At 42.4% G+C, this 15,787-nt stretch carries 13 protein-coding genes and 1 pseudogene; 8 read left to right on the top strand and 6 right to left on the bottom strand.

The genetic code is table 11. From position 1 onward, the window contains the following. From H8S65_RS06420 to H8S65_RS06405, 4 genes are all read left to right on the top strand, one after another. Nucleotides 1–1,650 (top strand): PCMD domain-containing protein, encoded by a 1,650-nt coding sequence (locus H8S65_RS06420; protein WP_186929171.1) that lies wholly within the window; start codon nt 1–3, stop codon nt 1,648–1,650. A 1,507-nt stretch (nt 1,651–3,157) separates the two neighbouring features. Next, nucleotides 3,158–5,197, top strand: coding sequence for a methionine--tRNA ligase (gene metG / locus H8S65_RS06415; RefSeq protein ID WP_186929170.1), 2,040 nt, complete (start codon nt 3,158–3,160; stop codon nt 5,195–5,197). Between the two features lie 8 nt (nt 5,198–5,205). Continuing rightward, nucleotides 5,206–6,336: a DegT/DnrJ/EryC1/StrS family aminotransferase gene (locus tag H8S65_RS06410; protein ID WP_186929169.1), complete on the top strand. Its 1,131-nt coding sequence runs from the start codon at nt 5,206–5,208 to the stop codon at nt 6,334–6,336. Between the two features lie 2 nt (nt 6,337–6,338). Beyond that, on the top strand, nt 6,339–7,358 hold the full coding sequence (locus tag H8S65_RS06405; protein ID WP_186929168.1) for a Gfo/Idh/MocA family protein: 1,020 nt from the start codon (nt 6,339–6,341) through the stop codon (nt 7,356–7,358). Nucleotides 7,359–7,384: 26 nt separating this feature from the next. Here the strand turns inward: H8S65_RS06405 and H8S65_RS06400 are convergent, their stop codons facing one another. Continuing rightward, nucleotides 7,385–7,855, bottom strand: a complete 471-nt coding sequence (locus tag H8S65_RS06400; protein ID WP_148479333.1) for an Lrp/AsnC family transcriptional regulator — start codon at nt 7,853–7,855, stop codon at nt 7,385–7,387. Nucleotides 7,856–8,030: 175 nt separating this feature from the next. Here H8S65_RS06400 and H8S65_RS06395 point away from each other — a divergent pair, with 175 nt between their 5' ends. Beyond that, entirely contained in the window at nt 8,031–9,320 is a 1,290-nt protein-coding gene (locus H8S65_RS06395) for an O-acetylhomoserine aminocarboxypropyltransferase/cysteine synthase family protein (RefSeq protein WP_186929167.1), read from the top strand. A 127-nt stretch (nt 9,321–9,447) separates the two neighbouring features. Here the strand turns inward: H8S65_RS06395 and H8S65_RS06390 are convergent, their stop codons facing one another. Then, nucleotides 9,448–9,789 carry a hypothetical protein gene (locus tag H8S65_RS06390; protein WP_255489052.1) on the bottom strand — a complete coding sequence of 114 codons (342 nt, stop codon included), beginning with the start codon at nt 9,787–9,789 and terminating at the stop codon, nt 9,448–9,450. Nucleotides 9,790–10,515: 726 nt separating this feature from the next. Between H8S65_RS06390 and H8S65_RS06385 the strand changes: the two genes are divergently transcribed. From H8S65_RS06385 to H8S65_RS06375, 3 genes are all read left to right on the top strand, one after another. Further along, complete coding sequence (locus tag H8S65_RS06385; protein ID WP_186929166.1) at nt 10,516–11,865, top strand: AAA family ATPase; 1,350 nt, start codon at nt 10,516–10,518, stop codon at nt 11,863–11,865. A 240-nt stretch (nt 11,866–12,105) separates the two neighbouring features. Continuing rightward, nucleotides 12,106–12,327, top strand: a complete 222-nt coding sequence (locus tag H8S65_RS06380) for a DUF2188 domain-containing protein (protein ID WP_182114903.1) — start codon at nt 12,106–12,108, stop codon at nt 12,325–12,327. A 3-nt stretch (nt 12,328–12,330) separates the two neighbouring features. Beyond that, nucleotides 12,331–13,224, top strand: coding sequence for a hypothetical protein (locus H8S65_RS06375; RefSeq protein WP_186929165.1), 894 nt, complete (start codon nt 12,331–12,333; stop codon nt 13,222–13,224). A 116-nt stretch (nt 13,225–13,340) separates the two neighbouring features. On the opposite strand, the gene H8S65_RS06370 is transcribed toward H8S65_RS06375, so the two are convergent. The 4 genes and pseudogenes from H8S65_RS06370 to H8S65_RS21385 form a co-directional block, all read right to left on the bottom strand. Beyond that, nucleotides 13,341–14,261 (bottom strand): DUF5712 family protein, encoded by a 921-nt coding sequence (locus H8S65_RS06370; RefSeq protein WP_186929164.1) that lies wholly within the window; start codon nt 14,259–14,261, stop codon nt 13,341–13,343. Nucleotides 14,262–14,265: 4 nt separating this feature from the next. Beyond that, a complete protein-coding gene (locus H8S65_RS06365) occupies nt 14,266–14,850 on the bottom strand; it encodes a BfmA/BtgA family mobilization protein (protein ID WP_186929163.1) in 585 nt (194 codons plus the stop codon). Nucleotides 14,851–15,134: 284 nt separating this feature from the next. Next, nucleotides 15,135–15,467 (bottom strand): helix-turn-helix domain-containing protein, encoded by a 333-nt coding sequence (locus H8S65_RS06360; RefSeq protein ID WP_186929162.1) that lies wholly within the window; start codon nt 15,465–15,467, stop codon nt 15,135–15,137. Between the two features lie 148 nt (nt 15,468–15,615). Next, nucleotides 15,616–15,787: pseudogene (locus tag H8S65_RS21385) on the bottom strand (IS5/IS1182 family transposase); the annotation flags it as partial.

Genomic DNA, 15,787 nt, shown 5'->3' with positions numbered 1-15,787 from the left:
ATGAAGTATAGAGTCTATATAAAAGGATGTCTTTTGTTGCTTATCTGCGCTTTGGCAGGATGTATAGAGAATGATATTCCCTATCCGGTCGTAAAAGCGGAGATACAGGAGATCGAGACGAATGGCTTTGTTTCTTCCACGATAGACAAGACGGAAAGAAATGTCACTATTCTGGTGGATGATACAGTCGATTTGCGAACGCTTCGTATTACGAAGTTTTTGGTAACATCCGGCACAGTGATTATTCCTGATTCGCTGGCATGTGAAGATGCCACCCATTTCCCGGATTCGGGATTTGTCTCTGTCGATAGTTTGCCTGCAACAGTTAACACGCAGATAAACCTGCTGTCACCTGCGACTTTTGTCTTGCGGATTTATCAGGATTATCCCTGGCAAATATCGGCTAAACGGAATATCCAGCGGAAATTCTCGATCAAGGCGGCTGACGGTAGTGATGTACAGGTCGGGACTCCTATTGTTGACGAAGAGAACCATAAGGTGATTATCTATGTGAGTAAAGATACGGATTTGGGTAATCTGAAGGTGCAAGAAATGACATTGGGAAGCTCTATTGCTTCCACTATTCCCGAACCGACAACGGTAACCGATTTCCGTCGTACCCGTAGATTCGAAGTGGCTGCTTTTGATGAAACTGAAACATGGTCTGTCAGCGTCGTTCATTACGAAGGGACAGGAGCAAGTCTTTCCGTATGGGCGAAACGTGCTTATCTGAGTGGGGTGGCAAAAGCAGGTACGACTATCGATATCCAATATCGACAAAAAGGTGAAGAGGTTTGGGATCAGGTATTCGAAGATGAGATAACGTTCAATGAAGACGGAACCTTCTCGGCTGCTATGCGTCATTTGATGCCGGCTACCGAGTATGAATACAAGGCTACTATCGGTACGCAAACTTACGATGTTACCTCTTTTGTGACGGATGAAGCGGCTCAGTTGCCGAACTCCGGTTTTGAGGATTGGTGGATGAATACCAAAAAGATATGGTTCGTGTATGCTGAAGGGGGCGAAATGTTCTGGGATACCGGAAATACGGGGTCCGCACTTGCCAATAAGAATGTGACGGTTTATGACGAGTCTAAACCTCATGGTGGTAAACGATCTATTAAGTTAGCTTCGGAAAATGTGATTATCAAGTTTGCTGCCGGAAACCTGTTTGCCGGCGAATATGTGAAAACGGATGGAACAGATGGTATCCTTGATTTCGGGCGTCCGTTCACCGCACGTCCGACCTCCTTGAAAGGATGGTTCAAATATACTTGTACACCGATCACTCAGGTTGCTGATGATCCGGGAGACCAGTTTGAGGATGCACAGAAAGGAATGAATGATAAAGCGCATATTTATATCGCTTTAGGAGATTGGAGTTCTCCTGTACGTATTCAGACAAAGAAGTCAAAACGTCAATTGTTTAATAAAAATGATGAACATATCATCGCTTACCAGGAAATGATTGTCGGCGAAACAGTCAGTGGCTGGACAGAGTTCAAGCTAAAACTGGACTACCGCTCTCTGACGCGTAAACCGACACATATTGTAGTTGTCGCCAGTGCCAGCAAGTACGGCGACTATTTCACTGGTGGTGACGGCAGTACCTTATGGCTGGATGATCTGGAGCTGATATATGAATAAAAAAGAAGTCGGCGGCTTTTAGTAAAAAGTCAGGCATTCTTTTGCCGTCTGCTTCAGCAGACGGATAGATGATTGTTCCGGCTTTGCCGGTTCCTCTGTGGGTTTTTAACCCCTTTAAATACAATAGATGAAAGGAACTGAAGTCCACAGAGGAAGAGGCTTAGCCTTCAGACCTTTTAAACCGTCTGCTGAAGCAGACGGCAAAAGAGAGGCGGATGGTGCTTTGGGGATGCCGATACTGATAGCTATACTTATATAACAGGGGGTATCGGCAATCCCAAGAGAAAGCGGAGCTTTTTAAGAAAGGCCTAAGCGGACGGGCGTCAAGCGGAGTCTTTGCCCGGAGTAGACCGGACGGTTAAGCCTTGATCTTTTGGTTACTTTTGGATCAAGCCAAAAGTAACAGATAAATGTTCAAATATTCTTAGATTATCCTCTAAATACCCTCTGGTTATTTTATTTAATTAGGGTTCACACTGTTCGGGAGACTCTATAGATCAGCATGTTGCTGTGAACCCTGTGAATGCAAGATAAAAAAAGACGGGATCGATCGATAGGATTGGATGATTGTAAACCGGTTTCACAGCCTTCACAACAAATCGCTGGCCATTAGCCTTTTACCGCCGTGAACCCTGTTTTTTAGTTTTGTCATATAAGGGATCGGATTGGTTCCTGTCCCGTAAAATATAGGCTATAGGCTAAAAAATACAGCCTTTAGCCTGTCCGGGAAAAGCCTATAGGGTAGCAGGAAAAAGGTCGGCATCTATCCGGCAACCGATGCCTGTCTTTTCGGGAAGCGACAGGCATCTATTGGAACAACTTCACATACGAGGTTTGAGTCTGATAGACGCAGATTAAAATAAATAAACAGGATTTTTTGACGCGGATTTCGCGGATAACGCGGATAAGAAATATGTATCAGGTGTTTAATTCGCGTTATTCGCTAAATCCGCGTCAAAATTATATTTGCGTCTATCAGACTCATATTCTGGAAGATTTGAACCACAAATGATGATTTACCGGTGTATAATATGGATGGTGTGCCGTAGGCTCTCTTTTGCCGTCTGCTTCAGCAGACGGACAGATGATTATTCCGGCTTTGCCGGTTCCTCTGTGGGTTTTTAACCCCTTTAAATATAATAATATGAAAAGGGACTGAAGTCCACAGAGGAAGAGGCTTTACCTCTAAATCTTTTAAACCGTCTGCTTCAGCAGACGGCAAAAGAGAGCCTACGGCATAAGGCGCAGCTTTGTCTGTTAGCTCATATATAAATCATTATTTGTGGTTCAAATCTTCTTACAATCGTTCTATTATTCTGCAAACATATTATTGATTGCGAAAACAACTGTCATACTATCATGATTCGCTTTTTTAGCCGTGAAACGGCTAAAATGATGGTTAAACAGGTGATTTATGATAGTTGAATGATGGTTGAAAAGGGAACTAATCTTTTCCATCTAACCAAATTATTCCTTACCTTTGTGCCTCAAAAAGAGAACACAAGGTATGGGAAAACAGTTTAAGAGAACGCTGATAACTACGGCGTTGCCGTATGCGAACGGGCCGGTGCATATCGGTCATTTGGCCGGGGTGTATGTGCCTGCTGATATTTATGCACGCTATCTTCGCCTGAAGGGGGAAGAGGTTTTGATGATTGGTGGATCGGATGAACATGGGGTGCCTATCACGTTGAGAGCGAAGAAAGAAGGGATTACGCCGCAGGATGTGGTGGACCGCTATCATGGTATTATCAAGAAGTCTTTTGAGGATTTCGGTATCACTTTTGATATTTATTCCCGCACTACTTCGGCTACGCATCGCCAGGTGGCGTCGGATTTCTTCCGTACCTTATATGATAAAGGTGAATTTATCGAGAAAACAAGCGAACAGTATTACGACGAGGAAGCAAAGCAGTTCCTTGCAGACCGCTATATAACCGGGACTTGCCCTCATTGCGGCAATGAAAAAGCCTATGGCGACCAGTGCGAAGCCTGCGGTACATCTTTGAGCCCGACGGACCTGATCGACCCGAAATCAGCTATCAGCGGCAGCCAGCCGGTGATGAAAGAGACCAAACACTGGTATCTGCCTTTGGACAAATGGGAACCGTTCCTGCGCCAGTGGATTTTGGAAGGGCATAAGGAATGGAAACCGAACGTATACGGACAGTGCAAGAGCTGGCTGGATATGGGATTGCAACCTCGCGCCGTAAGCCGCGACCTCGACTGGGGTATTCCTGTGCCGGTGGCAGGTGCGGAAGGAAAGGTGCTGTATGTCTGGTTTGATGCTCCTATCGGATATATCTCCAATACAAAAGAACTACTTCCCGAAAGTTGGGAAACATGGTGGAAAGATCCTGAAACCAAGATGGTGCATTTCATCGGTAAGGATAATATCGTGTTCCACTGTATCGTGTTCCCGGCCATGCTGAAAGCCGAAGGTTCTTACAACCTGCCGGAAAATGTACCGGCCAATGAGTTCCTGAACCTGGAAGGCGACAAGATCTCCACTTCCCGCAACTGGGCTGTCTGGTTGAACGAATATCTGGTGGATATGCCGGGTAAGCAGGATGTGCTACGCTATGTTTTGACAGCCAATGCTCCGGAAACAAAAGACAACGATTTCACCTGGAAAGATTTCCAGGCACGCAATAACAATGAACTGGTTGCCATCCTGGGTAACTTCGTCAACCGCGCCTTGGTGCTTACCGAAAAGTATTTCGAAGGCAAGGTGCCGGCTGCTGGCGAGCTGACCGATTATGATCGTCAGACATTGACCGATTTCGCGAATGTAAAGGCCGACGTGGAACGTCTGTTAGATACGTACCATTTCCGTGACGCCCAGAAAGAAGCGATGAACCTGGCGCGTATCGGTAACAAATATCTGGCTGACACCGAACCCTGGAAGTTGGCAAAGACCGACATGGCACGTGTCGCCACGATCATGAACATAGCTTTGCAGATCACGGCTAACCTGGCTATTGCATTCGAACCGTTCCTGCCGTTCAGCATGGAAAAATTGAACAAGATGCTGAATGTCGAACCGTTAGGCTGGAACCGCTTGGGGGCGACCGACCTGTTGGAAGCCGGTCACCAGTTGGGCAAATCCGAACTCTTGTTCGAGAAGATCGAAGACTCCGTGATCGAAGCGCAGGTGCAAAAGCTGCTTGACACCAAGAAAGCAAACGAAGAGGCCAGTTATAAGGCAAAACCGATCCGTGAAAATATCGCTTTCGATGATTTTACAAAGTTGGATATACGTGTCGGAACTATCTTGGAATGTACGAAAGTGCCTAAGGCGGACAAACTGTTGCAGTTCCGTATTGATGACGGCCTGGAAAAACGTACGATCGTTTCCGGTATCGCCCAGCATTACAAGCCGGAAGACCTTGTGGGCAAGCAGGTTTGCTTCATCGCTAATCTGGCTCCGCGCAAGCTGAAAGGTATCGTTTCCGAAGGGATGATCCTTTCCGCAGAAAACTTCGACGGCAAGCTGGCTGTCATCACTCCTGAAAAAGAGGTGAAACCGGGCAGCGAAGTGAAATAGATAATACAATGTTTGAAGAACAGATACAGATGGTCGACTTGCATGGACAATATCTCCGCTTCAAAGAGGAGATCGATGAGGCCATGCAGGCGGTGATCGACGGTTGTGCCTTTATCAATGGTCCGCAGGTGAAAACCTTTGCCGGGCATCTGGCCGGCTATCTTCAGGTTCCATACGTGATCCCTTGCGGTAACGGGACGGACGCTTTGCAGATCGCCCTGATGGCACTGGAACTTCAGCCCGGCGATGAGGTGATCCTACCGGCATTTACTTATATAGCGGCAGCCGAGGTTGTCGCTTTGTTAGGGCTGACGCCCGTGCTTGTGGATGTCGATCCCCGGACCTTCAATATCGATCCCCGGAAAATAGAAGCGGCTGTTTCGGGGCGGACAAAGGCGATCGTGGCCGTCCACCTGTTCGGACAATCCTGCGATATGGAGCCGATCATGGCTTTGGCAGATGCCTATCATCTGTATGTCGTGGAAGATAACGCCCAATCCATCGGCGCCGATTATACGTTTTCCGACGGGAGGGTACGAAAGGCCGGAACGATCGGACATATCGGGACGACTTCCTTTTTCCCGTCCAAGCCGTTGGCCTGCTATGGCGACGGAGGTGCGTTGATGACTTCCGACGAGGTGTTGGCTACCCGTATCCGCATGATTGCCAATCATGGCCAGGAATGCAAATACCATCATAAGCGGATCGGATGTAACTCCCGTCTGGATACCTTGCAAGCTGCCGTACTGGATGTGAAGTTGAAGCATTTGGAGGAGTTCACGGAAGTCCGCCGGCAGGTTGCCTCTCGGTACGATGAAGCCTTGTCTTCCTGTGATTCGTTGATTATTCCGGTAAGATCTACCTTCTCAACTCATGTGTATCATCAATATACGGTTCAGGTGAAAGACGGTTATCGGAATGCTCTTCAACATCTGTTGAAAGAACAGGGGATCCCGTCTATGATCTATTATCCTCTACCGGTACATCATCAGGAAGCCTATCGGCACATCTCCCGTATATCCGGCTGTTTGGACATCTCCGCCCGGTTGTGCGAATCCGTCCTTTCCCTACCCATCCATACGGAGATGTCATCCGAACAACAGCAATATATAACAGATACCCTCACTAAACTAAAGTGATTATGGATAAAAAGATAAAATTCGCAGTAATCGGTTGTGGTCATATCGGCAAACGTCATGCCGAGATGGTGACACGCGATCCGGGAGCCGAATTGGTGGCCCTTTGTGATATTCGTCCCCGTGAAGAATTGGGTATTGAGGCATACGATGTTCCGTTTTTCTCTTCCTTTACGGAATTATTGCGAAGCGGACTTTCCATAGATGTCGTAAATGTCTGTACTCCGAACGGCTTGCACGCGGCAATGGCCATCCAGGCTGTCGAAGCCGGTTGCAACGTCGTTATCGAGAAACCGATGGCACTGACGCTTGCCGATGCCGAGAAGGTGGTCTATGCTTCGCTGAAATACCGTAAACAAGTGTTCTGCGTCATGCAAAACCGTTATTCTCCTCCTTCCGTCTGGATCAAGGAGATGGTGGATTCCGGCAAGTTAGGCAAAATCTATATGGTCCAGTTGAATTGCTATTGGAACCGTGACGAGCGTTATTATAAGCCCGGAGGTTGGCATGGCGATGCTGCTTTGGATGGGGGGACGCTTTTCACCCAGTTCTCCCATTTCATCGACATTATGTACTGGCTCTTCGGGGATATCTGCAATATTCAGGCTCGCTTTGCCGATTTCAACCATGCCGGACTCACGGCTTTTGAAGATTCGGGTTTTGTGAATTTCAACTTCGTGAACGGGGGAATGGGGAGCCTGAGCTATTCCACTTCTGTCTGGAACAAGAACATGGAAAGCAGTATGCTGATTGTTGCGGAGAACGGCAGCGTGAAAATCGGCGGACAGTATATGAACGAAGTCGAATACTGCCATATCAAAGATTATGAGATGCCGGAACTGGCGCCGACGAATCCGGGAAATGATTACGGCCCTTATAAAGGGTCCGCCCAGAACCATAATTTCGTGATCCGTAATGTGGTTCGTGTCCTTTCCGGTGCAAGTTCGGAATGTATCACGACCAACGTACTGGAAGGCATGAAGGTCGTGGACATCATCCAGCGGATTTATGCCTTGAAGAAATAAATGCAAGATATGGGCGGGGCGGCGTGTTAAATATGGATTCCGTATTCATGCTTCACCTCGTCCATCACAAAAGTGCTTTCGAGCGAGCCGAGGCTGTCGATCGTGCCTAATACGTTCAGGATAAATTCCTGGTAATACTTCATATTTGGTGCATGGATCTTCAGCAGGTAGTCGTAACTCCCCGATATGTTGTAGCATTCCGTGACTTGCGGAATCTCCTGTATGATTCTTGTGAACTCCGCCGCAATCTCTTTGTTCAATCTTCTCAACTTGACACTGCAAAAGACCACGAAGCCCTGGTTTAGCTTTTCGGCGTCCAGCACAGCAATATACTTCTTTATATATCCTCCGTTTTCGAGGCGTTTCAGGCGTTCGAATACGGGTGTCGACGAGAGGTTGACACTTGCTGCGAGCTCTTTTGTGGTAAGCCGGGCATTCGTTTGCAGGGTACGGAGGATCTGCAAGTCTACTTTGTCTAATTTCTCAAGTGTGTTCATAAGAATAAAATTCTATCGGAATCCTTTTTTTGATCTTAATACAGTTTATGCGTTCTGTTGTTGGCTGTAAAAATAGCGTTATTTTCTGTATTTTCCGTATATCTTGTTTGATATTTCTGTCTGTTATAGTTTTGCTGGAAAATAAGCAAGAAGAACAATTTAAAATAATACGACTATGGCAACAAAGAAATTACATTTCGAGACATTACAGGTTCATGTAGGGCAGGAACAGGCCGATCCCGCAACAGATGCACGCGCCGTCCCTATTTATCAGACAACATCTTATGTATTTCATAATTCACAACATGCGGCAGACCGTTTTGGCCTTCGTGATGCAGGGAATATTTATGGCCGTCTTACCAATTCGACACAGGGTGTTTTCGAAGCGCGTGTCGCCGCTCTCGAAGGGGGAGTGGCTGGTCTGGCGGTGGCTTCCGGTGCGGCGGCTGTCACGTATGCCTTGCAAAATATATTTGGGGTGGGCGACCATATAGTGGCTGCCGACAATCTATATGGCGGTTCTTTCAATCTGATTACGCATACGTTAGCGGCTCAGGGCATTACTCATACGATTGTAAATGTCAATGACTTGCAGGCGTTGGAGGCTGCTATCCGGGAGAATACGAAAGCGGTGTATGTCGAAACGTTCGGCAATCCCAATTCTGATGTTACCAATATCGATGCTGTGGCGGAGGTGGCTCACCGTCATAATATCCCGTTGATCGTCGATAATACGTTCGGTACTCCGTACCTGATCCGTCCGATCGAGCATGGAGCTGATATTGTCGTCCATTCGGCTACCAAATTTATCGGCGGACATGGATCGAGCTTGGGAGGGGTGATTGTTGACAGTGGTAATTTCGACTGGAAAGCAAATGCCGATAAGTTCCCGACTTTGGGCAAACCGGACCCAAGCTATCATGGGGCGGTCTTTGCCGACGTGGCGGGTCCGGCAGCTTTCGTCACTCGCATCCGGGCTGTCATTCTGCGTGATACCGGGGCCGCGATCTCGCCTTTCAATGCTTTTATCCTGTTGCAAGGTCTGGAAACGTTGTCTCTCCGTGTGGAGCGTCATGTTGCCAATGCTCTGAAAGTCGTCGACTATTTATCCAAGCATCCGAAAGTAACCAAGGTGAACCATCCGGCTCTTCCGGACCATCCGGACCATGAACTTTATAAAAAGTATTTCCCGAAAGGCGCCGGAAGTATTTTCACTTTCGAGATCGAAGGCGGGCAGGAAGCGGCCTGGAAGTTTATCGATTCGCTCGAAATATTCTCCCTTCTTGCCAATGTGGCTGATGTGAAGAGTCTTGTGATCCATCCGTATACGACTACCCATTCTCAAATGACTCCGGAAGAGTTGGCCGGACAGCATATCACTCCTTCCACTGTGCGCCTGAGTGTCGGAACCGAATACATCGATGATATCATTGATGACCTGGATCAGGCTTTGGCACAGGTTTGATGTGAGATGCCAATGTGTTTTTGTTTAAATGCAAGTGTAATCTATTTTCTGTATTGTCGGGAATATATACGACATTGCTGGAAACAAATTACACTTGCATCTAAATGAAGAAGTATGGGGCGTCTTTTTATTTTATCCTGAATAGTTTGTTCTTGTAATCGATAATCACGGTATTCTCAAAGAAATAAGCATTTCCGGTTATTCCCCAGACATCAAAAGAACTATAAATACTATCCCAAAGCCCGTCTTTGGCGTAGTAAACTTTTGAATTGTTTAGAGCTTTTCCTCCGAACTTGATCGGCTTGTTTACATTAAAACCATAAAATGTTATTTCTTGTCCCCACCATAAAGGGCCACTTAAAGAGTCGGTAATAGTAAGGTCCGATATGCTCCAAGCCCTTTCTTGTGTCGTTATTAACTGGAAAGGACTTGAACCTGTGTCGAACAATACTTTACGTGTACTTCTCATAATCTCACTTTTTTAGTTACAAAATTACTTTGATTGATTGAAAATGAGATATTTGCAGAACGGACAAATTGGGACAACACTTAGCCAATTTCAGACATCCCGTGACCTATTTTTCCAAAGATTGGATTGGTCACGAATTGGTCATAAAAGTATGTCTTTTTGTGACCTTTTGGTATCTTTAGTCACGGACATTATACAAAGAAAAAACTCCTGCAATACCTTGATATTGTAGGAGTTGTCTTCTTAAAGTCTTGTTTTGACTTGTCTTTCAGTGATCCGCCTGGGATTCTCCTAAGAGAGTTATCACGCTGATATTTAAAACTTTATATTTTCAGTTTCAAGCATATCCCATGAATTATCCCACTAATTTTCTACGTGCTTTTGCGGTAGTTTGCTCATGGAGAATACTGAATACAAAGATAATTCTTTATTTTCGAATCTACAAAGATATAAACTTGTTTTATATAACTCTTAGTGCTGATAAGGGTATTTTTTTATAGTAATTTCTCATAGTTTTGCTTGCCATTTGAGTACTATTGTAACAAGAGATTGAAAAGAACATATATTTTTAAGTATTATACAGCCTCCTTGTATCTTTTCAACTTTTTCAATAAACTTTATGCTAAATATCAGTTGTTGGCGTTTTTTTTTAAATAAAGACGAAAATACTTGTTTATTTGCATAAAATGTCGTATGTTTGCATTAAAATTGAAAATAAAGACAGCTATGATACTGAGAGCAAAATTTGAAAATATACTATCTTTCAATAATGAAACCGAAATTAGTTTCATTGCAGGGAAAGGTACATCTCTTCCAGCACATGTATATAGAGCAGAAAAAAGAGATGATATATCGGTTCTGAGATCATCTATTATTTATGGAGCTAATGCTTCTGGTAAATCCAACATGATTCGCTGTGTGAATCTTTTAAAGAATATTGCATTAGGAAGATTTCCTAAAAATAGCTGGGATGTATTTAAGCTTGCACCAGAAAAAAGAGTGGATTCTAAATTGGAGATTGAGATTAAGGCAGATTCTTCGTATTACTCGTATGGAGTAATATTTAACATTAAGGGTATTAAGAAGGAATGGCTGTACCAAATTAGTAGCAGGACAAAGAAAAAAATATTTGAGCGTATACAAGAAGTAGATTATGCTAATTACTCCTTTGGAGAGATTGAAGGAAACGAAGAATCTAAGCAATTTGTGAAGTTTCTATCAGAAGGAACACCGATAGATAAAAGTTTTTTATCCGAATATCATAAAAGAAATGGGAAAGGTGTAACTGCAATCAGTAACGTTTATAACTGGTTTGATGATAATTTGAAGATTATTTTCCCAGAAACTCGTTTTCGTGGTTTGTCCTTTCGACTGGAAAAAGATGATGAGTTTTCAAATGTGACCAAAAGATTATTGCGTTTCTTTAATACTGGCATTTCTGACCTTAAAAAAGTAGCAACTAATAAGGAAGAAACAGATTTACCCAAAAAGCTAATATCACAAATACTATCAGAAGCTAAACCGGATGAAAACTGCTGTGTTGCTTCTTCTGATCAACAATCTGTATATTTTTTCGAAACGGATAAAGAGGGACAAACTAAGATATACAAGCAAATGACTGTACACAAAAATAGTCAAGATGAGGATGTCATTTTTGATATGGATGAAGAATCTGATGGCTCTATTCGATTGTTAGATTTTATTCCAATGCTTATTGACCTTCAATTCAATTCAGCAGTCTATTTAATTGATGAAATAGATCGCAGTATGCATCCAATAATGTCTCAAAAAATATTTGAATATTATTTCTCACAACTTTCTAATGATAATAATACTCAACTAATTTGTACGACACATGAGTCTCATTTACTAGATATAGATTTGATTCGTACAGATGAGGTTTGGTTTGTTGAAAAAGGAAGAGATGGCTCTACTCAACTAACATCATTGGCAAACTTTAAACCGCGAGTAGATATCCGTAAGAGCTATTTGCAAGGTAAATATGGTGCAATACCCTTCTTTGCTAATGTGAACACTTTAAACTGGAATAAACTAAAAGATAAAAATATGGTGTAGTAAATAGTAGTTAACGACTATAAAGAAGAAAAGAGAGCTACTTGGCGGCTGCTCTCTATTTCAGAAATTGTTTTTGTGGGTTGTAGCAACTTCCTTAGAAGGTAGTCACTTTTAAGAAATCCCGTTATTTCACGTGCAAAGCTAAAACAAAAATCGGCAAATCCAAAGTCCTTTTGATGTTTTTATGCTATAACAACCCTCGTTTATTTATTGTTTAGTAATAATTTTAATTTGATTTTTATGAATAAAAATCAACATGTCGTGCCTTCTGGTGATCAGTGGGCCGTGCGAGGTGAGGGTAATAGTAAAAAGACAAGAATTACCCAAACTCAAAAAGAAGCAATAGAAATTGCCCGTACGATTGCACGGAAAGAGCAGTCAGAGTTAGTAATTCACGGAAAAGATGGTCGTATTAGACAAAAAGATAGTTATGGTAACGATCCTTTTCCTCCAAGAGGTTAGAATATGATAGATAAAGTACGTATTAGGAATATTGATAGTTATCTGATTGGGATTCATGACAATGATAACTTTTTTGTATCAAAAAAAGCAAGTGAAATAAATGCCGATAAGTTAAATCTTCTAGGATTTTCTATTCCTCTCATTAGTGGAGAACAGATTTTACCTCGTGCTTTAGGTGCTGTTTCTCGGCTAAATGCTAATGGTAGTTTCATAAAAAGGAGAGACTTACCTATGGAAACTAAATATAGAGAAGTTTGTATAAAAGACTGGCATGGTGATTATCATTATGTAGATGTTCCTTATAAAAGGTATCAGAGAGAAGATATTCCAGCCCCTTCAATAGAGTTGAAAATCATAGATATTTCTGGTGACTTATATGTTACATCACCTTTATTGCATAAAGATGATTTGAGTGTATCTAAAATTAAGCATGTTATTAATTTGTTTTTAGAATTATTTGGCTCTTGTGAGATCCTTACTGAAAATTTGCTTCCAGCGATATCGTCAATTCCAACCACAAGGGTTAATTGGCGTATTCTTCCAGAAGGAGACTACCCTTGGACTAGATTAGCTCAGTTAGCTGGAGACTTGTCCAGTAATAGAACAGGAAAAGCAAAGGTTCAAGAACATAATATTGATACGATTCTCCGGTTTAGACCTTCTGGGCTAGTTTATGGAGCTGGTGGCTTTAGAGGATATTTGGTATTTAAGTTTCCATCTAAAAATCTGTTTATAATGGAGAATGTAATTTATGGAAATGCGACGTATGTTTTTGAGGATGATTGGGAACAATTTTCTCAGCTAACTAAAGCAGAGATAATTCAGAATAGTCTTGTTAAGAAACGAATCGAACATCGTTCTGGATGGGAAGCTGAAATAAGAAGGCTTTTATCTTAAATATTGAGTCCAAAGACTTTATTGCAAAAAAAGTCTTTGGACTTATTTAATAATTGAGGTTCAAGGTTACTCCATAAGGTAGCAGTCTATATCATGTCTTACTTCATCATATTCAATCATCGCCTTATCCCTTTTTTCTTTTTCTTCTTGTGTTTCTGTGCTTGTAATTCTTCTGCCAATGTAGTATTGTAATTGTTGCCATCTCCTAATGAAAAGATAGACAAAAGAGAATCACTACCGTTGCTATTTTGTTGATAGTAAGGGTGACTGTTATCCCCCTTACTATCAAGATTGCAAGAAATCTTGTTTTCTTTTTCACTGGATTGAAATGTTTCTTTTTTCTTTTCGCCAGCGATTTCTTGTTCCTGTAATTCAAGTTGTTCGGAGATAGAACCATTCTTCATAGTTTTGCAATAGTCAAATGATTCTACTAGTTGACGGTTGTAGCCAAACTGTTTATCAAAGCCTTGTTCCACTTGTTTGAACAGATTTGCACGGTCAAAACCGCCCATGACCGTCCCTTTCTTGGTATTCTTATGATTGGTAAGCGGTGATAGCTTTTTCTTATTGGTTTGGTCTTTCCGGCTCACAATCAAATGACAATGCATATTCAATTCATTATCTGAACGGCTACGGTTAAAATGAATTTTACCATAGAACTTTATATTCGATGCAGATAGTTCTTTATTAAAGTTCTTTGCATATGCAGGAATAAACACTTCCCGGATATAACTTTTCATTGCTTCGGCTTGTTCCTGCTCTGTATTACCCATAGCCCGGAGTTCTTTTTCCGATGGGCTAACATGAATAGCATAAAACTTAGCATCCGTTTTCAGCAGTTGTCCAATATTACTATTTATATCTTTTATGACGGTTGATTTATAGATGTTATCATCTGTCAGATTGAAAAAACCTTCGGTATAGATACCTTTCTCCATCCGTTCTAAATCTTCATGCTCCATGTAGTTAGCTAACTGTCGGCAGCCTCCTGAATTATTATATGTTCCATTTGATGGCGGGGCAAAATCTATGTGCATAACTCTATGTATTTGTCAGATTACCGATTTCTGCTTTCAGATTCTCTTTCCTTTTGCTATCCATCACACCGCAAGCAGATAGTTCCGAATAGAGTTGTATTAGGTGAAGTAGCTTCTTATAATCTCGCTGGTGTATCTGATAGAGTGCATTAATCTGTTTGGATTGATTGTTTATAACATCGGCATGATTACCAAACTGTTCACTTAACTTTTTAAGCACGGCTGTTTGTCTCTCCTGACTGGCTTCCAGTTGAGAGAGAATAAGAGTTTCCAATGTTTTGCCGATAGCGTCGAAACGCAAAGCGATAGAATTTGTTGCCCGTATCATGGGATTCAATTGTTCTTCCTCGTAGTGACGAATAAAGCGAATAATATCATCCTGTCTCTTATTTATTTTCGCTAGTTCTGATTTCGCAGATTCAGGCGCTTCGGATGGGTTGATATGTGCCTTATCAATATACCCGAACGCCAACTTTACAACTTCACTCTTTTTCAGTGAATAGCGTTTGCATATTTTCTCTACCAAAGCTGCCGTTTCCTTGTCTATGGAAATGGTAGTGAATATCGTTTTTCGACTGCTATTTGGCATGATAATTACTTTTTTATAGAAATATGAATAGATAAATACCTGATAATAAGCATTACAAAGAAAATGCTTATTACAGGTGTCATTACAGCGTGTTCTTGTAACACGCTAAAGCCGAAGGCTTTGCCCCGCAGGGCAAGAGGGAAGAACAGGACTTGTCCAGTTCCCTCTTGCTCGATTTAGCGAAACGGGCTGAACCGATAGGTGAAGCAGTTTGTGCTAAATCGGGGTGGTAGCACAAAGGAATAGCCTGAACACAGGCTTCTTTCCTCTGCTACTTTTTGCTATCAGGGCTGATTAGCCAACTGATTGGCTTTTTCAAACTGTTTGTAGGTTTGAGAATCGGCATATTCACGAACAAAAGCCCGGATGTCGCTGGCTCTATAGTACGTTTTTCGTCCAATGGTAAAGTAGGGAAGTACACCTTTTGCCCGATAGCGTTGCAAGGTTCTGAAAGATGCTTTCAACAGAAAGGCTAAGTCTTGATTATCCAGCAGTTTCTCATTTTTATCGAATACTGTGTCAGTATTGATAAGAGATTTGAGGTCTTGCCCGATTTCAGTTAGTTTCTTCGACAGTCGTTCCATCCACTTGTCGAAGTTTTCGTTGTCTATATACATTTTGCTTCATTTTTAAGTTTAACATTATTGTTCTCAATCGATTGATGAAGCAAAGTTCGGCAAATGAATGCAAATACGTTGAGGGTGTGTCAAAACCGACACATCCTCTTTTTATATCGTTTCCTCCTTTTCCCGATATAGTATTTTTCTATGCCGCAATTTTCCGAGTTGTATAAGTAATAATTGCCATTTTCGTTCTGCAATGGGTTCTCCGTCGGCTGTATAGGGTATAAATCAGCTTATAAAGGGTTGTATAACCTTCTTTAGCGAGTTTTGCACACATTTTCTTGATGTTAAAGGCTATAGCGAAGAAGGCAAAG

The sequence above is a fragment of the Parabacteroides hominis genome, from assembly GCF_014287585.1.
GTDB classification, from domain to species: Bacteria; Bacteroidota; Bacteroidia; order Bacteroidales; family Tannerellaceae; genus Parabacteroides; species Parabacteroides hominis.
This window is presented reverse-complemented; position numbering and strand designations above follow the sequence as displayed.